Consider the following 20,517-nt stretch of genomic DNA (forward strand, 5'->3'; position numbering starts at 1 on the left):
TCTTGAAAAAACAAATTCTTTTCTAAATAAAATTTATTTTTACATATTATTATTTTTTATTAACATATAATTTTGCAGCTAACCGATGAGATAATTAAATGACAAAAATTTAATATAACCAGGCATATTATATAACATTTTTATTGATTTTAGATGTAAGTATTTATAATTTTTGTGGTATGATAAAATGGTAAAGATAAAGATAATTACGGAGGAGGAAGTAGTATGAATGTCAGGTCAAAGTATCCAGCTGATATTATGGCAATGGGAGTTTTCTTTTTAGTATTACCATTTTTAATGGTGCCATCATGGGTTTATGAGTATTCAACACAAAAACATCTCGTTTTTGCTCTTTTTTATACCGCTATGTTTTTTGTTTATTTGTTCAAGCTTAATAAAGAAAAATATGAAATTTCTTATTCTCTAAATCACATATATTTCTCGTTATTTGGTCTGGCGTCTGTTTTTTCTTTGATAAACGTATTTATACAAAATAAATATTATTTCAGATATTCTTTTGAAGTAGCTTTATATATCTCAATAATTGTTTTTGTATCCTATATTTTAACAAATAGATTTGGAAAAGACTTCAAATTTATTGAAGATGCGCTGTTTATATTCTTAATAACTGGTTTTATCATTGGCGTAGATGGATTATTAAATAAATTCTTCGGATATGATATATTTTTTGGGAAATATGGTGATCCTTCCCAGAGAATAACCTTAAGAACAACAATAGGAAATCCAAATTTTGTTTCAGACTACATGGGACAAATGATTCCAATAGGAATATATTTTGCATTATCAAAAAACTCTTCTCTTTTAAAAAGAGTCTTTAGTATTATCTCAATATTTGTTATGTTCTGGGTATTATTATTTGCACAAACACGTTCAATTTATTTATCTTTTTTCCTTGGAATGGCAATATTTGCAATATTCTTTTCAATTAGTTTTTTAAAAAATAAAAACGATGAAGATATTAATTATATAAAAAGCAAAAAGTTTTTAATTCCGATGATTTTAATTATTCTTATAATTTCCTTTTTATTAATTATGTTCAATATTCCATCACCATTTAACAAGGGTGGGGAAGTTGTTGCAGCAAAGAGATTCGAAGCAATTACATCGGTATCTTCATGGGATGAAAGAACTTTATCCTGGCTTGCTGCTGTTGAACAGTGGAAAGACCCAAATCATCTATTAAATAGATTTATAGGTGGAGGAATTGTCACTTATCCTGTTTATGCTGTAAGATATATGGCTGATATTCAGGCAAGAAACCCTGAAAAATTTTATTATGCATGGAACAATTTTAAAAGAGCTCATAATGATTACTTACAGGTTTTAGGTGAAACGGGTTTATTTGGTTTTATAGCAATAATGTTATTATTATTTGGTTTAATAACTGTTTTCTTTAAAAGAGTTTTTAATATTAAAGACTTCAATAAACTTTTAATGTTCAATTTATTTGCATGGTCACTTACAATTATAGCAATTCATAGTGCAACTGAATTCCCAATGCATTTACATCCAAATATAATGTCCGCATTGTTTATTATTTCTGTAGCTGTTTCAGAACAGTTTGGAGAAACAAAAAAAGTATCAATTTCTTCTAAAACATTAAAGAGTGTATTTGTTGTATTTTTTATAATTGGAATTCTTGTATCATTTTTAAAAATCAATTCTACAGCGGCAGAAATCTACTTTAAAACCGCCAATGCAGAATATATGAAAATTGATGCTTATCAAAATGTAGTTAAAAACCAAATTCCAAATATAATAAATCAAATTGATACTCAAATAAGTAAATTAAAAAATTATAAAGTATCAAATCCGCTTGAATTACAAAAGATTTCTTCAGAAATACAGAAACTGGAAGATGAAAAGAAAAAATATCTAAATACAAAAAGAGAATATGAAAATAAAGCTTTTGAATCATATAAAAAAGCAAAAGAATATTTCTTAAAATCATTAAAAGCTAATCCAGCATTTGGAAAATCTGGATTTTATCTTGCGCAGTTACTTGCAAAAACGCCATATAGGTTAATGGAAATTGATTATAATAAATTAACTGATTATATGGATATGAAATATCCTGAATATGATTTTATGCTTAAAAAATTCGAAGGCGCATTAGACTTAATGCCGTATTCTTCATCTCAGATTAGATTTACTATAAAAAATCTTTATTTATTACTTAAAGAAAAAACAAACGGAAATCCAGAAGTATTACAGGCACTTGCATATATACAAAGTTTACAGGATGAAATTGATCAATTAAAAAGTAATTATACATCTTTTAATGAAAAAAATGCGTATAGATTAATTTCAAAATTAAATGTTATCATTTTCCAGAATTTAAATAATCTAGAACGATATTTTAATGAAGATAAAAACATTGTTGAAGAGATAGAAAAGTTAAAAAAGCATTACTATACTCAATTTGTGTATTGGTATGATAAAACAATTGAAATACTGCCAGGAGGATGGAATAGATTTCCTGAATGGGAAGATGTATATACCGAATACATGAAAATAATGTTTAACTTTAATGGCTATATAGGTATGGAAAAAACAATAAATAATATTTTAAAAATAGCCGAAAAAGAAGCAAAAGCAGATTATTATATGATGAAAAAAACAAGAGGAATACCTGATAAATCTTTTGCATTTTTTGAAGATCTCTATTTTTATCTAAAGTCAAATGGTAATTCGGAATTGGCAATAAAATTAGCGGAACATGTAACAAAATTTTATTCAGAAGTTTATAATTATAATTTACTATATTTAGAGAGATATCCTGATACACGTTATAAATCCAGAATAGAAAATTTTAAAAGGGTGTATGAATTTTTAAAATGAGATTGGCAATAATTCTTTTAACAATAATTATAGTCATAAATTCAATAACTTTCTATTTCTATTTAAATGTTAGACAGCGTGAAAATCTAAAATCAAAATATAATATTTTTGATGCATATTTAAAAGTAAGATTTTATGATAAATTACTCATGTTTATGAACAATCATTCAGAAATAAAAGAAGTAAAAATAAATAATTTGATTTTTAAACGAGAGGGTAATTATATAGTCGTAGAGGAGGAACAAAAATGAAAAGGGCAATAATCGTAGATTCAGGATGTTCTCCGACACCTGACTGGATTGAAAAATATAATCTGAAATTTATGGGAATGAAGGTATATATTGATGGAAAAGAATATACTGATGGTGTAGATCTTTCAAAAGAAAAATTTTATGATTTAGTAGAAGGTGCTGAAGAAATTCATACCGCTCAACCATCCTTAAAGGAAATAATGAATATTTATGAGTCATTAAAAGAAGAGGGATATGATGAAATTGTTGATATTCATTTTTCATCGAAAATGTCAGGGTTATACAACACTGCTAATATGGCAAAAAATATGCTCAATGATATTAATCTAAAAATTGTTGACACAAAAATGGTTTCAATAGGAGCTTCTCTTGTTGCGAGAAGAATTGTTGAACTCTTAAATGAAGGAAGAGAATTTGAAGAAGTTAACGAATTAATTCCGAAAATTATAGATAATACATTTATGGAATTTTCTGTCCCAACATTAAAATATCTTATTAAAAATGGAAGGATTGGAAAAGCAGCAGGGATGGCAGGAACTTTATTAAAAATAATTCCAGTATTAACTGTTGAAGATGCTGAGATTACTCCGTTAGCTAAGGTTAGAGGTTTAAATAAAGCATATAAAACTATGTCTGAATCATTGTTTGAATTTATAAAAAATAAACCATATAACATTAAAATATATAAAATACACGGATTTGAAAGCAATAAAGAACAGGAAGAAAAAGTGTTTAACATGTTTATGGACAAATTCCAAACACTTGGCTATGATTACGAACTAATTGAAGGTAGAATATGGCCAACAGTAGCATGTCATAGTGGTCCGGAAGTATTCGGGCTTGCAGTATATGGGGAGGAAAAACCCTTATAATGAATATAGAAGACTTTTTTAACGGTCTCGAAGCTAAATTAAAAGATGCTTTAAAAGAAAAACTAAAATGGGAATATTTATTTAAAGAGTTATATAAATATTCCGCCAATTATATAAACATAATAGAACAGGAGAAGGGCCTAAAAGAAAAAATAGGCTCTTTTCTTGGTTATTATAAACCTATAGCTAATCTTTCAGATGAAAGGCGTATAAAAAGAGCTTTAAATGGTTTAGAACTAATAGAAAAATTGAAATATGAATATCTAATTGATTCACCAGAAAAACCATATAAAGATATGCCATTAGCTACAGATATTAAATTTATCAAAGGTGTCGGCAATAAACGTGCAAAAATATTAAGAGAATTTGGTATTAATTCAATTGAAGATACATTTTATTTTTTCCCGAGAGATTATGAAGATAGAAGAGAAATTAAACGTATTATTGATTGTTATCATGGTCAAAATTGTCTTGTTGTTGGTAATATAGTAAATTTTGAAGAAAAAAATATAGGAAGTTTAAGAATATTATCATATGCTCTTGAAGATAAAGATGGGAGTGTTTTAATTCTTACATGGTTTAATCAGGAATATATAAAAAAATTTATTCAAGTTGGATTAAAGGTTGCAGCCTATGGAACAGTTGAAGTGGAGTTTGGCAGGAAAACCATTAAAAATCCTGATTTTCAGATAATAACTTCTGAACAAGAAGTTCAAACTGGAATTCTTCCAGTATATCCTTTAAAAAGAGGTATATACCAAAACAATATGAGAAACATTTTTTCAGAAACAATTCCCTATGTAAATTATAAAGAAGAATTTATTCCTGAAGAAATCAAAAATAAATATAAATTAATAAGCTTATCCAGGCGAATAAAAGGGATACATTTTCCAAAGAGTTTTTTTCATTATGAAAAAGCCAAAGAAGCTTTAAAATATGAAGAGATTTTTTTATTTGAATTTTCAGTATTAATGAAAAAAAGATTAATTAAAGAAAAAATAGGTATATCTAAGAAAAATGAAGGGAAATTAATTGAAGAATTTAAAAAGATATTATCTTTTAAATTGACTAATGCTCAAAATAAGGTTTTTAATGAAATAAGAAAAGATATGGATTCCAAAGAACCTATGAACAGACTATTACAAGGAGATGTTGGTTCAGGAAAAACTGTAGTTTCAGAAATGGCATTATTATACAATTATGAAAGTGGTTTTCAGGGAGCAGTGATGGTACCAACCTCTGTACTCGCTAAACAACAATTTTTAAAAATTAAAAAACATATGGAGAATTTTGGGATTAACGTGGAATTATTATTGGGTGAAACAAAAAATTCTGAGAAAAAAATTATTAAAGAAAAATTAAAAAATGGTGAAATAGATATTTTGATAGGAACACATGCATTAATTCAGGAAGATGTAGAATTTAAAAACCTTGGTCTTGTTGTAATTGACGAACAACATCGTTTTGGAGTAAAACAGCGTTTAAGCTTAATAAATAAAGGGGTAATGCCTGATATCTTATTTATGACAGCTACCCCAATTCCCCGAACGCTCGCCATGACATTGTATGGAGATCTTGATGTTTCAATAATTGATGAAATGCCATCTGGAAGGAAGAAAGTTAAAACAGTTTATGCAACAGAAGAAAAAATAAATGAAATATATAAATTTATAGAAGATGAATTAAAACAAAAACACCAGGTTTTCTTTATATATCCGCTAATTGAAGAATCTGAAGCAATAGATTTAAAAGCCGCAACGGAAATGTATGAAGTATTAAATGAAAGATTTAAAAAATATGGTGTTGAACTATTACATGGTAAAATGAAATCACAGGAAAAAAACGATATTATGGAACGATTTTCCAAAAAAGAATTCTTAATCCTTGTTTCTACAACAGTTGTGGAAGTTGGTGTTGATATTCCAGATGCTACCGTAATTGTTATAGAACATGCAGAACGTTTTGGTCTATCACAATTGCATCAATTAAGAGGAAGAGTTGGAAGAAGTAATAAGCAGGCTTACTGTTTCCTTGTTGTTAGCAAAAAAACAGCTTCTGAAACACGAGAACGCTTAAGAAAATTTGCTCAAACAACAAATGGATTTGAAGTTTCAGAAATGGATCTGCAATGGAGAGGGCCTGGAAAATTCTTTGGCACTGAGCAGCATGGATTACCAGATTTTAAATTTCCTGATATATTAAGCAATCCAGAACTTATAAACACAGCAAGAAAAGATGCTAATGAAATATTGTCCAAAGATCCCGATTTAATAAAATATCCTGCATTAAGAGAAGAAATATATAAACGATATGGGAAAAAATTAAAAATGTTAGAAGCGTAGGTGAAAAAGATATGTTATCAATAGAAAGTGGAAGTTTAAGAGGAAAAAAAGTAATGACTGTTAATGATAAAAGAACACGTTATACACCGGCAAATGTAAGAAGAGCTATATTTAATTTTGTTGATGTGGAAGATATGAAATCTCTTGAAATATTCGGAGGTTCAGGAATAGTTACTTTCGAATTTTTAAGTTCAGGAGCCACAGATGCAACTATTATTGAAGCATCTAAAAAAGCCTGTTCTACTATATTAAAAAATGCAAGGAATTTAGGAGTTAAAGACAAAATAAATTTAATATGTTCTGATTTTAGAAATGCTATTGCAAAATTAACAGAAAAATACGATATAATATTTATGGATCCACCTTTTCAAATGGGACTTGCAGATGAAGCAATGAAAAAAATTAGTGAAAACTCTAATATATATGATGAAGATACTTTAATCATAGTTGAACATTCAAAAAGAGAAGAAATTTCAGAAAAATATGGTGAACTTGCAGTATATAAGGTGTATAATTATGGTGATATAAAACTAACATTATTTACAATGGGGGGAAAATGATGATTATTGAAAAGTATCATATTACTAATGTAATGGAACATATAGTTGAAGAAATAACCAATGAAATGTTTGCGATGCCAAATATCGATATGTGTATATGCGACAGATGTAGAGCCGATGTTATTGCACTGGCATTAAACCATCTGCATCCAAAATATGTAGTCACTGAAAAAGGTAGATTATATTCAGAATTGCAAAATTACACATTCCAGACAAGAGCGGAAGTATTAACAGAAGTATTAAAAGCCATGGAAAAGGTAAAAGAACATCCTTCACACCCTAAAGAAGAATCTATATATAGAAATGAAGAAAATATAGATCTTGACGAACTTGAAAAGCATTTTGAAAATATAAGTAATAACAAAAAAAATAAATAATTAAAAATACGCAGAAAAAATCATACCTAAAATAGACTCATTCTGGGAAATGATTGTATTTCCCAATTTCATCATTATTAATTGATTTTCTAAAGAACGAATTTTTTCTTCTAATTCAGATTTTATAATTGGATCAGTTTCACTTTGTGCATAATTTTTCAAACGTTTTATTAACATTTCCATTTCCAGGAGTTTTTTATCCTTATTTTTTGTAGGATTTAAAGAATTTTTTTCATCTTTATCACTTTCGGGATTTAATGGATTGGAATTATCCGGATCTAACGTATCATCAGATTTTTTATAAGCAACTTTTACTTCTGTTTTTCCAGCAACAGCAGCCAGAAAGGCACCTCGCTTTTCCATATCAAGCGAGATTTTGCTATAAATTATATACCCGCCGTTTTTTGCGGCTTCTGCTTTAAAACGTACTAAATTTGAAGTTTCTTGGGAAAGAACACGTAAAATACTCAATGATGCAGGTGCTCCCGTTGAAAGACCAGGTTCTCCGGGATCAAGTTTATATCCAAGAATTGGATTTACAGCATCAGGATTTATTCGCATATTTTCAACTCCTAAGTTGAAAACTCTAATACTTTAGAATAAACATATACTTAAAAAGTTCAAATAAAGAGAGATGGGAAGATGGACAAAATAATTGATGAATTGAAGAAAAATTCACAGATAATTAAATTTAACTCTTATAATGTGTTTTTCTCATATATTGAGAAAACGCTAAATAATTATATAGATAAGTATGTAAATTCAGAAATTTTTGGAATTTATGATATTTACATAATTTTTATTATTGAAACTCATGAAAAAATAAAAGTTATAATAAAATCTGCAAATTCGGATATAGATATCAATAAATTAAAGAAATACTATAAAATAGATATGTTATCCCATAATATGATTTCATTTGAAAGCTCAATAAAATCACCGGATATTCTTTTGAAAGAAATCTTAAATAACATAGATAATATCTGTATTCCAAAAATTAGAGCACAAGACATTATGTCTTCACCTGTAAGAACAGTATTATCAGAAGAACCAATAGAAAAGATATATAAACTTATGATACAAACTGGACATAGCGGATTTCCAATTATTGAAAAAAATGAATTAATTGGAATTGTTACCAAAAAAGATGTTGAAAAAGCTATAAACCATGGTCTTGAAAAAGAGCCTATAAAAAAAATAATGTCAAAAAAGATAATTTCCGTTTCACCTGAAACCTCTATTGAAAAAATTAGAGAAATAATGGCGGAAAATGGAATAGGAAGAATTCTTGTTTTAAATAAAGAGAATCTTCTTATAGGAATAATTACAAGAAGCGATTTAATAAAAGGGAAATTTTTTCACAAATCACCTGCAAAAATAATAATTGACTATACCAATACTCTTCATAAAAAAAATATTTTAAAAAAGATGTTAGAGATTATAGAACCAAAATATCTAAATCTTTTAAGATTACTCGGAATATATGGAGCAGAACTTAACTTTCCAGTATATGTAGTTGGAGGTTTTGTAAGAGATTTATTATTGGGAAAAAAGAATTACGATATTGATATAGTTATTGAAGGTGATGGATTAAAGTATGCAAAATACGTATCTAAAAACCTTAGAACAACATTTGTTGAACATAAAGAGTTCCATACAGGTTCATTATTCTTTAAAGATGGATTTAGAATAGATATTGCAACTGCACGTGTTGAATATTATGAAAAACCTGCTGATTTACCAAAAGTTGAAATAAGTACAATAAAAAAAGATCTTTACAGGCGTGACTTTTCAATAAATGCAATGGCTATAAAATTAAATCCAGAAGAATTTGGTGTATTATTTGATTTCTTTGGATGTCAAAATGATTTAGAAAATGGCATAATAAGGATTTTATATAATTTAAGTTTTATTGAAGATCCAACAAGGATTTTAAGAGCAATACGTTTTGAAAGAAGATTTAATTTTAAAATAGAAGAAAGAACACTTGAATTAATGAAAGAAGCTATAAACAATAATTATATTGAAAAAGTTACCGGAATGCGTTTGAGAGAAGAATTAGAAAAAATATTATCTGAAAAAAATGTAATAGATTCTATTATTGAAATGGGAGAATTATCAATATTTGATCATTTATTCTGGCATCCAAAATATAAAAAAGAAAAAGTAGAACGCTTTAAAAAAATACTTAAATTTAAAAAATGGTTTGAAAATAAATGTAATATAAAAAATAAGAAAATTAAGGATTTCCATATATTCTTATATAGCTATTTAGCCTGCGAAAATGGAGAGGCGGCGATATATGCAACTGAAAGATATGGGTTGCCAAAGAAATTTATAAATAACCTGAACAGATTAAACATCATAATAGAAAAGTTTAAAACTTTGCCATTTAAATGGAAAAATTCGGATTTTTATAATATTTTAGGAGATATAGATGATGAATTGAAGATTGTGATTTCTGGTTTTTTAACCAGTAAGGAAATGGAGGAAAAATATATAAAATATCTTAAGGCCATTTCAAATTTAGAATTAAAAATTACAGGAAAAGATATCATAAAAAAAGGTATTTCAGGAAAAAAAGTCGGAGAAATATTAGAATATATAAAAATCAAAAAACTTGATGGTGAAATTCAAGATGAAAAAGAATTTTTGGAACGTTTGGTGATATCAAATGAATGAATATAAAATATACATGAGTATATCAGCTTTTATCATTATCGTTTCACTGATTTTAGCTGTTAAAATACTTCAAAACTCAGCAGATTTAATATATATTGCTTCATCTCAAAAAATTCCAGTGGAAATTACAAATAATGGAACAAAAACTGTTTTTATAAACGATGAAATCTTAAAACCTGGAAATACAAAAAACCTAATAATAGGAAAAAATGAAAAATTTATTATTAAAGACAATTATGGAATAATTACTGTAAAAACTTACGATAAAATATATAAAATTAAACTCAAAAAATTTGAGGTGGTGGTCGAAGATGGGAAAAATTAAAGATATTGATAGAGTTAATTATGTCATACACTTCTTTTCAGCTGGTAATACCGATTACTGGTTATATACTGAGGGAGTATATAATGAACTTGTAAAACATTTTGGAGAAATAGATTATATTTCAGATGAAATTGACTTTCAAAAATATACATATTATTACAATATGGAAATGGGGCAAAACGTTAAAATAAAGGCGCGAATGATAAGTTTTAAAAACCTATATTCGCCTGGATTTCTTGCAGAAGCTAAAACAATAACAAATGATATAGAAAAAAAATATTCTGTTGATGGAAAAAGAAAGGTAAATCTTGATATTGGTTATGTTCATCATATGCAATTTGTTTTAGCGAGTACTAAACCATGGGGTAATAGAATATATTTATCCAAAGGAATTTATGCCGAAATAACCTTAATGTATGTATATGAACAATGGAAGGCTTTTGACCATTCTTATCAAAATTTTAAAGATAAAGAATACCAGGAAGAATTAACAAAAATAAGAAATCTATATCTTGAAAAAAGAAAAAAATGGCTGGCAGGGAAGATTAGATGAAGAAAATAGTATTAATATTTTTTATAGCAATCTTAAATACTATATTATTTAGTTCCGCAAAATTACTTTTTCCTGGAACAATCGAATATTATTATCAAAAATCGTTAAACATGTATGCCGGTATTCAATATACCGGTTTTCCTTTATTATACAAAAATGATTCAGAATACAAATCTTCAATTTTATTTAAAATACCCCTGGGTTACGAAAAAAGATTAGAAAATACAGTAATATTTGATGGTGGAGGATATTCTACCCTTGAAAAAGATGAAATATTTTTTAGTGATATGTATAAGGAATATTATTCATGGTTGGATTTTGGCTTTGAATTCTATCATAATAAAAATTTATATGCACAATTTATTGTTGATTTTAAAGAAGGGAATTCGCCTTACTTTAAATATAAAAGCATGAACATTTATGATATATACAAAGATGCATCAATCTTAACTCGAACAACTCTAGACACACCATCTCTTAGTTATCTCAGTTTAAACGAAAAAAAATGGAGCATGGTACTTGGACGTACTCCTATATCATTAGGCCCTTTAAAAAACTCACTTTTAATATCAGATGCATCTAAATACTATGAAAATATAAATTTTAAAGTAAAATTGCCTGATATTACCTGTAATTCCATATTAATTTCAATGCAGCCAATGATGACAAAAACGGAATATGAAAAACAATTTTCAACAGATGCAACACTTGCATTTAAAGAAGTATGGGTAAACAGAATAGATTATGAAAGTTACGCAATAAACATAGGACTTTCAACCTTAGGATTATATGGTGGAGAAATTCCATCTACACCATTTGATGTAAAAAATGCTTTAGCAGGTATTGACATTCAATATCAAAAAATGCCTTTTAGATTGTACTTTCAAGATGCATATAATCCTATAAAACAAAAAAATAGTTACGGATATGGTGTGGAAATATTATTAAAACCTTTAAAAGAACTATTTATTTCAGGACAATACGAATATTATTCTGTAGATGCTGGAATATACGAAGACGATATTCCATATAATAGATTATACAACCGTTCACTTGAAATAATAAATGACCCGGGAGCAAGATATTTTTATGATTATCCTCTTGGATTTAAATATGATGAAAATTCAAAAGCGACTTCTCTTTCCGGATATATTTCTTCAAAAAACTGGTTATTATACTATGAAAATGAATTTGGGACATCTTTTGGTGAAGAATTTAAAGTACAAAAAATAAAAGGGATAATAAACATACCTTTAATTGAAAATCTTGAATTTAAATATATTAATATGGAATACGGCGATGAAAGATACAATATATATTCAATATTTACAACAATACCACTTAAATTAAAATAATAGAGGTGTGTTATGAAAAAAACAGTTATTTTGATACTATTTATAGTATTATCAGCAATACAACTATTTGCTTTTTCATTTGAAAACGATAATGAATATAAAATTTACACAATCGAGAAAACTATATCTGGGGAGACACTTCCAACGGCAATTTCACCTTATCCTATTGAATATACCAAAAATATTTCCTTGTATTTTCCTTTATTACGAAAAAATACAGGTTACGAATTATATGATCTTTTTTCATATAGAACAAATAATTATGGTATAATTTTTGAAATAACTCCTGAAAATAATCTGAATTTTGAATATTATTATGGAAAAAAAATAAACAGTTTCTGGTTTATTGCTGGAAAGTATAAAACAGATTGGTCTTTGTTGGAACATGGCGTGTTTTTTTCAGACGCACTTCCATATGTAAATGGAATTACAGGTGGTTTCACAACAGACTTTTTATTAGGTGAAATGGGAATATATTTTGGCGCATACTCATTTAATGCATATCTTACAGATGAGGAATTAGCAATACAAAAAATGAATGTAGATGGAAATTCCGATAGAAGATCAATAGGTATAGGATATTATGATCCATACAAGTCTCTCTTAATTCATAGATTGGATATTAAACCTATAAAACAATTAAGAATTTCCCTCAATGAATTAAATTTAATTGGTGGTAAATTCCCTGATTTAGTCGATTTAAATTTTATGAATATTTTACATAATACATATGGCGAAGGATATTCAAATGCTCTTTTTGGATTAGATGGAGAAATTGTTCCTTTTAAAGGAATAAAGTTATATGGCGAATTTGCCATGGATGACTATGTTGTACCTTTAACTGAAGCTGGTGCTGAATCATATAAACCAACAGCATTTGCATGGGGATACGGAAGCTCTATAAATGGAAAATATAAAAACACATATTTTATTTTAAAAGGTGAAAAATATAAAATATACTCCTGGATGTATAATAGATGGCAGGAACTATTAAAATTTACCGGACGATATATTGACGGAAATAAAATATACGATATACCAATGGGATATGATTATGGCAACGATATAGAAAGCTATCTCATTTCATTAGAATTTATAAATAAATTTGACAATTTAAAGGTATTATATGAGCACATAATTAAAGGCGAAATAGATTTAAACACATCATATTTTAATACTGAATTAAAGGGAAATACCGAAACATGGTCAGGACCATATGGTGAAACAACTGAATTCAACTACACAACATTACAATTAAAGCTCAAAAATTTAGAAATCAATACAACATTTGATAAATTTGAATTAATCAAATATACAGTAAAAATATCATATGAATTCTAAAATCAAATGCAATAAATCATCTAAATATATTAAAGGAGTGAAAAAATGAAGGTTGGACTAATATTTGGAACGAGACCAGAAGCAATAAAGATGGCACCGGTATATCATTCATTAAAAGAACATAATATAGACGCAAAAGTTATTGCAACTGCACAGCATAGAGAAATGCTGGATCAGGTTTTAGAACTATTCAATATAAAACCTGATTACGATTTAAATGTAATGACACATCGCCAAACATTGCCGGAATTAACAGCAAATCTCGTAAAAAAAATAGATGATATCTTAAAAAAGGAAAAATTTGATTATATACTCGTTCAGGGAGATACAACTTCAACATTTATAGGTGCTTTAATCTCATTTTATTATAAAATTCCTGTTGGACATGTGGAAGCAGGATTAAGAACAAACAATAAATATAACCCTTTTCCTGAAGAAATGAATAGAAGATTAACTGGAGTATTAAGCACTTTACATTTTCCTCCAACACAAAATGCAAAAGAAAATCTATTAAAAGATGGAATAAACGAAAAAGATATATTTATAACAGGAAATACGGTTATTGATGCATTGTTATGGGTTATAGATAAAAATAAAGAAAAAATAGAAAAAATAAAGGAAAAATACGGATTAAACGATAAAAGATACATACTAATGACAATGCATAGAAGAGAAAATTGGGGAGAACCAATGAAAAATGTAATGGAAACAGTTAAAGAGTTTCTTGAAAAAAATCCAGATATATATTTAGTATTTCCAGTACATTTAAATCCTGCAGTAAGAGAAGTTGTTTATCCAATATTAGAAAATATAAAAAATGCTATCTTAATAGATCCTGTTGAATATCTTGAATTTACAGCTTTAATGACAGGAGCTGATTTTATTATGACCGATTCCGGTGGTATCCAGGAAGAAGCTCCAGCTTTAGGAAAACCAACATTAGTTTTAAGAAAAACAACAGAAAGACCTGAAGCAATAGAAGCCGGGACAGCAAAACTCATAGGAACTGATAAAGAAATAATAAAAGAATATATAAATAAGTTGGCATTTGATAAAGATTTCTATAATAAAATGTCTTATGCAAAAAATCCTTTTGGTGATGGAAAGGCATCTTTAAGAATTTCAAAAATTTTACTTGGTGAAGATATAAAAGAATTTAATATATAACAATAACATCCTCCCTTTTGGAGGATGTTATTGTTATTCCTTGAAAAATTATTTTTTAATTTTTTAAATTCAAAAAAAATAATCTTAAATTTTTCTATAGGTTTTTATAAAATCTTTTTCTATTTCGAAAATCTTTTTTAATAATTCTTTGTAATTATTATTTAGAGATATAAGAAGTTTTCTTTTACCTATTCTTTTTAATTCAATTATATTCTTTTCATAAAAGAAATCAATAACTTTTTTCAAACTACCAGCACCACTATTTATTTTTCTTCTTAAGTCGTTAAAATAAATTTCATCAGTTTCTACAAGAGTTCTTAAAACTTTTATTTTTATTTTACTGTTAAAGATAAATTCTAACATATTAAGCCTCCTGTAAACTTTCAGGATTTAAAAAGAATTTTAAGTTTGAATATAAATAATTATACAAAAAATTTATATAAATGTCAAATTTATAGATATAATAAAATAGAAATTTGGTAAATTATAGTATTTAATAAAATATATTTAAGCTATTGATTTTAATTATTAAATACTAAAATTCGATAAAACTAAAAACTACATAAAATAAAAAATTTTATGATAATGTATTTTTTTACAAAATATTAAAGAAAGTTATTGAAGAAAATCTACATGAAGGTGTTAAAATAGGATAAAAGAAATTATATTTAAACGGGAGGAATCGGTTTATGAAAGAAAAATATTGTTCGTTTTGTGGAAGGCCAGCAAGCAAAGTTGATACATTAATCGCTGGACCTGGTGTGTATATATGTAATGAATGTATAGAATTATTTGCTGATTTAATAGAAGAACAGGAAGCAAAAAATATCGAGGGAGAAAATGCAGGCGAAAAAAAGGAATTACCTACACCTGCTGAAATAAAGGCAGAGTTAGATAAATATGTAATTGGACAGGAATATGCTAAAAAAACACTTGCTGTTGCCGTTTATAATCACTATAAAAGAGTTTTCTACGGCAATAAACACGATGATGTTGAAATTGAAAAGTCAAATGTATTATTAATAGGACCAACTGGTACTGGTAAAACATTAATGGCAAGAACCTTAGCTAAAATTCTTGGTGTTCCATTTGCAATTGCTGATGCAACACCTTTAACAGAAGCTGGTTATGTTGGTGAAGATGTTGAAAATATTATTTTAAGACTTTTACAGGCTGCTAATTTTGATACTAAAAAGGCTCAAATGGGTATTATATACATTGATGAAATTGATAAAATTACAAGAAAATCACCTAATCCTTCAATTACAAGAGATGTTTCAGGTGAAGGTGTTCAACAGGCATTATTAAAAATTGTAGAAGGAACTATTGCAAATGTTCCTCCTCAAGGTGGAAGAAAACATCCATATCAAGAATTTATTAAAATAGACACTTCTAATATATTATTTATTGCTGGTGGTGCATTTGATGGACTTGATGATATTATTAAACAAAGAATTCTTACAACTACAATGGGTTTTGGTACTGAAATAAAGTCTAAAAAAGATTTAAAACTTGGAGAAATATTAAAGAATGTAACTCAAGATGATTTAGTACATTATGGTTTAATCCCAGAATTTGTTGGAAGATTTCCTGTAGTTTCTACATTAAGCGACTTAAGTGAAGAAGATTTAGTAAAAATTATGAAAGAACCCAAAAATGCATTGTTAAAACAATACCAGAAAATGCTTGAATTAGATGGCGTTGAATTGGAAGTTACTGATGGTGCATTATATGAACTTGCTAAAGAAGCATTAAAACGAGGAACCGGTGCAAGAGCTTTAAAAAGCGTATTTGAAGAAGTAATGCTTGATATAATGTTTGAAGTTCCTGGAAGAAAAGGCATTATAGAAAAAATTATTATTGATGAAGATGTTGTTAAGAAAAAGAAAGAACCTGTTATGATTGAACGGGAGAGTGCATAATGAAGGAAGAACCTATTATATTTTCTATTGAAACATCCTGTGATGAAACAGCTGTTGCAATTTTAAAGGGAAGAAATACAGTACTTTCTAACCTTGTTGTTTCGCAAATTGATATACATAAGATATTTGGTGGTGTTGTTCCGGAAATTGCAGCAAGAAAACATCTGAATTATTTAAATCAATTAACTAATAAGGCTTTTGAAGAAGCTAATATAAAACCTGAAGAAATTTCTGCTATTGCAGTTACATATGGCCCCGGATTAGTCGGGGCTTTGCTTATTGGTTTAAATTTTGCAAAAGGGTTGGCTTTAAATTTAAATAAACCATTAATTGGAGTTAATCATTTGTACGGGCATATTTATGCCAATTTTATAGCCTTCGATGATTTAGAACCGCCATTTCTCGTTTTGCTTGTTTCTGGTGGTCATACTATGATACTTCATGCAAAAGATTATTTGCATTTTGAAATTATTGGTCAAACTATAGATGATGCAGCAGGCGAAGCTTTTGATAAGGTTGCTCGATTGTTGAATCTTGGATACCCTGGCGGTCCTAAAATTGATAAATTAGCTCAAAATGGAAAACCTATTTATGATTTTCCAAAACCGTTGTATCATAAAGGATATGATTTTAGTTTTAGCGGATTAAAAACTGCACTATTATATTTTACTAAGAAAAATGATAATTATAAGATTGAAGATGTGGCGGCTTCATTCCAAAAGGCTTTAATAGATACATTAATTCATAAAACTATGAAAGCAGCTAAAGATTTAAAGGTTGATAAAATAATTATTGCAGGTGGTGTTGCTGCAAATTCATATTTAAGGAAAAGAATAGAAGAAGAAAAAGTTAAAAGAAAAAATATGAAAATCTATTTCCCGCCGTTAAATTTATGTACTGATAATGCGCTTATGATTGCACGTGCAGGTTATGAAAAATTTATTAGAAATAATTTTGCTGATTTATCTCTTGATGCAGTTCCAAATTTGGGGTTGAGAGATATATGTTAGAAGGTAAAATTGGATTGGCACCAATGGCAGATTATACAGATTATGCATATAGAGAAATATGCAGGAAGAATGGTGCAGAATTTACTTTTACTGAAATGATTAGTGTAGAAGCATTAATTAGAGATAAAAAAGAAAGTTTTTCAATGTTGCCAAAAGAAAATGAAAAAGATATTGGTATTCAATTATTTGGTTCTAATATAGAAAGTTTTATAAAAGCTGCAAAATTAGTTGAAAATAAAGGAAATTGGATTGACATAAATGCCGGTTGCCCTGTTAAAAAAGTAATAAAAAAAGGAGCAGGTTCGGCTTTATTAAAGGATTTAGATAAGTTGGGAAATATTATTAAAGCATTAAAGGAAAATGTTGAAATTCCAGTGGGAGTAAAAATCAGATTGGGTTTTGATGAGGATATTGCAGAAAAGATAATCGAAGTTGTTCAAAAGAATAATGCTAATTATGTTATTGTCCATGCCAGAACTCAAAAACAATTATATTCTGGAGAGGCGAATTGGAAAAGGTTTAGAGATTTAAAAAAAATTTGTGATATTCCTTTAGGAGCAAGTGGAGATGTTTATTCATATGAAGATGCGCAAATTTTAATGAGTGAATATAATGTAGATTTTGTAATTGTTGCTCGTGGAAGTATGGGCAATCCATGGATTTTCTCAAATAGAAAGCCAGAATTTGAAGAATTTAAATCAACAATTTTAGAACATATTAAAATGATGATAGATGATTATGGTGAAGAAAAAGCAATTAGAAGATTTAAAAAGATTTTTATTGCTTACACAAAAGGTTTAAAAAATGCCAGGGAAATAAGAAAACAAATTCCATATATTAACACATATAACGATTTAGAAAAAATTGTTTATGCATTAGAAAAATAATACCCTTTTTAAGGGTATTATTTTTTTGGGATAATGAAATCTAAAATTATTTTATCTTCATTAATTATAACATTTGATTTAATATGATAATTTTCAAATATACCAAATGGTATTTTAAAAAGCTCCTTAATCTTTTCTTCGCTTATTGACATATTAATTGGGTATGCTGTAATTATCACTTTTATCTCACGTAAACTTATTTTTTCGTGTGAAATTTCAAAAGAAATGTTTTTATCTGTTTTTAAATCTTTTAATATTGTGAGAAAAATACTGAAAAAGGCATTTGAAATAATTTCTTTCTGAAAATATATTTTAGTATGAAAAATATTCAATATTTTAAAATCAATATCAGGTAAAAATATTTTTATACGTTTTCCAATATCTTCAAGTAAATCATAGATATCCACAAGTTCTATTTTTTTATCTTTAAAGAATTTAGATTTATATTTATCAGATGCACTTTGTAATCTTTTAACAGTTTCTTTTATATTTTCTGCTAATCGTGGATCTTTGTCTTTTAACATAAAAGCTATCATATTTAATGAGGTTAAGGTGCTATTTACCTCTTGAAGCAATTCCCAGGATACAAAATTCATCATTAAAATTTCTTTGGAATTTTCAGAATATACATCTATGGTTTTTGTAATTTCTTCAAGATGTTTTAATAATAATATACTTTTAAAGAATTCTTCTATTTTTTCAACATACTCAATATCATAATTTTCACCATATACTATCTCAAGCACCTTGTCTCCAAATCTTATCCCCTTTCCAGTATATTGTGAATCATGAAAAACAAATGTAATTTTTGCATTCAATTCTTTTTTTACCGCACTTAAAACCTTTCCTAAAAATTCAAATGTATTTTTTGAGTTAGAATATGAATCTATCATAATTTTTAATGCAATAATAAATCTATTAAACTTTCTACGTTCCTTATTTATTTCTTCTAAAAGAACAATATTATATATAGTAGGAATTAAAAAAACTTCCTGCTCTTTTATAATTTCAATATCTTTATTGATAAAAGACGAATTTTTTCTATTTAAATTTAAAAAACCTATTAATTTATCTTTGAAATACATTGGAAAAATAATAGATGATTTTATTTCCTCTCGTTTTTTACCTTTTAAATCAGGAAATTCTGATAAATCTTCAAGAATAACAGGCTTCTTCATTCTGGAAACAAGTCTGTCAATTTCACCAACAGAGATTTTTTCAATTTCAATGGTAAGATTTTTTTCAGCCTTGTATATAATATTTTCATTTTCATCAAGAACAAGAATAGAGCCAGAATCAGCTCTTACTTTTTTTATTATTAAATCAAAAATTTTACTAATATATTCATTAAACTCCGAAAAAGTTAGATTAGATATAAAGGACATAATATATAGCCCTCATAAACCCAAAGATTTTTTCCATCTTTTCACACGAGTAAGATTTTCTTTAACTAATTTTAATATCAGTTCTGGCTCAAACGGCTTCTCAACGAAATCAGTTGCACCAAGAGTTAGTGCATGCAAAACATAATCCGGACTTGAATAAGCAGTCATCATAATTACAGTAGTTAATGGTGACATTTTCTTTATTCTTCTTAAAACCTCTATTCCATCTAAATCCTCCATTATTATATCCAATAATACAACATCATATTCTGTATGCTTAAGTAATTCTATAGCTTCGCTTCCTTTTTCTACATCGTTAACTTCAATATTTTTTGAAGTTAGTAATTCTCTTAAAAATTCTCTAATTACTTTATCATCATCAACAACTAGAACCTTTCCCATAATTTCATCCTCCAATCAAAAAATTTCTCCATGATAAGTATACCATAAAAATTCAAATCTGGAATTTTTTTATCAATTAAATTTATACATTGTATATTTTAATATATATTATATATTCATAGATAAAATTTATTTATTAAAAATTAAAAATAATCAATTTCATTTTTCTTATACATCAAATATTTATATTATACAATAGATAAATTATTATATATTCAATAATA

Annotated in this window: 19 protein-coding genes; 15 read left to right on the forward strand and 4 right to left on the reverse strand. The window is 27.1% G+C overall.

From position 1 onward, the window contains the following. The first annotated feature begins 225 nt into the window (after positions 1-225). From LN42_RS01150 to LN42_RS01175, 6 genes are read left to right on the forward strand one after another with little or no spacing between them, the layout of a single operon-like run. A complete protein-coding gene (locus LN42_RS01150) occupies positions 226-2,862 on the forward strand; it encodes an O-antigen ligase family protein (protein ID WP_075780138.1) in 2,637 nt (878 codons plus the stop codon). After that, complete coding sequence (locus LN42_RS01155) at positions 2,859-3,113, forward strand: hypothetical protein (RefSeq protein WP_014295716.1); 255 nt, start codon at positions 2,859-2,861, stop codon at positions 3,111-3,113. The genes LN42_RS01150 and LN42_RS01155 overlap by 4 nt, the downstream gene beginning before the upstream one ends. Next, a complete protein-coding gene (locus tag LN42_RS01160) occupies positions 3,110-3,985 on the forward strand; it encodes a DegV family protein (RefSeq protein ID WP_014295717.1) in 876 nt (291 codons plus the stop codon). Before LN42_RS01155 ends, LN42_RS01160 begins: the two co-directional genes overlap by 4 nt. After that, complete coding sequence (gene recG, locus LN42_RS01165) at positions 3,985-6,327, forward strand: ATP-dependent DNA helicase RecG (RefSeq protein ID WP_075780139.1); 2,343 nt, start codon at positions 3,985-3,987, stop codon at positions 6,325-6,327. Before LN42_RS01160 ends, recG begins: the two co-directional genes overlap by 1 nt. Positions 6,328-6,338: 11 nt before the next feature. Further along, a complete protein-coding gene (gene rsmD, locus LN42_RS01170) occupies positions 6,339-6,887 on the forward strand; it encodes a 16S rRNA (guanine(966)-N(2))-methyltransferase RsmD (protein ID WP_014295719.1) in 549 nt (182 codons plus the stop codon). Further along, positions 6,887-7,264, forward strand: coding sequence for a late competence development ComFB family protein (locus tag LN42_RS01175; RefSeq protein WP_014295720.1), 378 nt, complete (start codon positions 6,887-6,889; stop codon positions 7,262-7,264). The genes rsmD and LN42_RS01175 overlap by 1 nt, the downstream gene beginning before the upstream one ends. On the opposite strand, the gene LN42_RS11020 is transcribed toward LN42_RS01175, so the two are convergent. Continuing rightward, a complete protein-coding gene (locus tag LN42_RS11020) occupies positions 7,265-7,825 on the reverse strand; it encodes a hypothetical protein (protein WP_075780140.1) in 561 nt (186 codons plus the stop codon). It lies immediately after the preceding gene. 81 nt (positions 7,826-7,906) lie between these two features. On the opposite strand from LN42_RS11020, the gene LN42_RS01185 reads away from it, so the two are divergent. From LN42_RS01185 to wecB, 6 genes are read left to right on the forward strand one after another with little or no spacing between them, the layout of a single operon-like run. Beyond that, complete coding sequence (locus tag LN42_RS01185; RefSeq protein WP_075780141.1) at positions 7,907-9,946, forward strand: CBS domain-containing protein; 2,040 nt, start codon at positions 7,907-7,909, stop codon at positions 9,944-9,946. Further along, a complete protein-coding gene (locus LN42_RS01190) occupies positions 9,939-10,271 on the forward strand; it encodes a hypothetical protein (RefSeq protein WP_014295723.1) in 333 nt (110 codons plus the stop codon). The genes LN42_RS01185 and LN42_RS01190 overlap by 8 nt, the downstream gene beginning before the upstream one ends. Beyond that, complete coding sequence (locus tag LN42_RS01195; RefSeq protein ID WP_014295724.1) at positions 10,258-10,824, forward strand: DUF4416 family protein; 567 nt, start codon at positions 10,258-10,260, stop codon at positions 10,822-10,824. Before LN42_RS01190 ends, LN42_RS01195 begins: the two co-directional genes overlap by 14 nt. Continuing rightward, complete coding sequence (locus LN42_RS01200) at positions 10,821-12,179, forward strand: hypothetical protein (protein WP_075780142.1); 1,359 nt, start codon at positions 10,821-10,823, stop codon at positions 12,177-12,179. The genes LN42_RS01195 and LN42_RS01200 overlap by 4 nt, the downstream gene beginning before the upstream one ends. Positions 12,180-12,191: 12 nt before the next feature. After that, entirely contained in the window at positions 12,192-13,520 is a 1,329-nt protein-coding gene (locus LN42_RS01205) for a hypothetical protein (RefSeq protein WP_075780143.1), read from the forward strand. Between the two features lie 45 nt (positions 13,521-13,565). Next, entirely contained in the window at positions 13,566-14,687 is a 1,122-nt protein-coding gene (gene wecB, locus LN42_RS01210) for a non-hydrolyzing UDP-N-acetylglucosamine 2-epimerase (RefSeq protein WP_075780144.1), read from the forward strand. Between the two features lie 84 nt (positions 14,688-14,771). Here wecB and LN42_RS01215 read toward each other — a convergent pair whose 3' ends face one another. Next, entirely contained in the window at positions 14,772-15,050 is a 279-nt protein-coding gene (locus LN42_RS01215; protein WP_014295728.1) for a hypothetical protein, read from the reverse strand. 326 nt (positions 15,051-15,376) lie between these two features. On the opposite strand from LN42_RS01215, the gene clpX reads away from it, so the two are divergent. From clpX to LN42_RS01230, 3 genes are read left to right on the forward strand one after another with little or no spacing between them, the layout of a single operon-like run. After that, complete coding sequence (gene clpX, locus LN42_RS01220) at positions 15,377-16,609, forward strand: ATP-dependent Clp protease ATP-binding subunit ClpX (RefSeq protein ID WP_014295729.1); 1,233 nt, start codon at positions 15,377-15,379, stop codon at positions 16,607-16,609. After that, positions 16,609-17,619 (forward strand): tRNA (adenosine(37)-N6)-threonylcarbamoyltransferase complex transferase subunit TsaD, encoded by a 1,011-nt coding sequence (tsaD, locus tag LN42_RS01225; protein WP_075780145.1) that lies wholly within the window; start codon positions 16,609-16,611, stop codon positions 17,617-17,619. The genes clpX and tsaD overlap by 1 nt, the downstream gene beginning before the upstream one ends. Next, on the forward strand, positions 17,613-18,506 hold the full coding sequence (locus LN42_RS01230; protein WP_075780146.1) for a tRNA-dihydrouridine synthase: 894 nt from the start codon (positions 17,613-17,615) through the stop codon (positions 18,504-18,506). The genes tsaD and LN42_RS01230 overlap by 7 nt, the downstream gene beginning before the upstream one ends. Positions 18,507-18,523: 17 nt before the next feature. Here LN42_RS01230 and LN42_RS01235 read toward each other — a convergent pair whose 3' ends face one another. Continuing rightward, positions 18,524-19,891 carry a GAF domain-containing protein gene (locus tag LN42_RS01235; protein ID WP_075780147.1) on the reverse strand — a complete coding sequence of 456 codons (1,368 nt, stop codon included), beginning with the start codon at positions 19,889-19,891 and terminating at the stop codon, positions 18,524-18,526. Between the two features lie 12 nt (positions 19,892-19,903). Then, a complete protein-coding gene (locus LN42_RS01240; protein WP_014295733.1) occupies positions 19,904-20,293 on the reverse strand; it encodes a response regulator in 390 nt (129 codons plus the stop codon). Positions 20,294-20,517 lie beyond the last annotated feature (224 nt).

It is taken from the genome of Marinitoga sp. 1137 (assembly GCF_001941525.1).
GTDB lineage: Bacteria > Thermotogota > Thermotogae > Petrotogales > Petrotogaceae > Marinitoga > Marinitoga piezophila.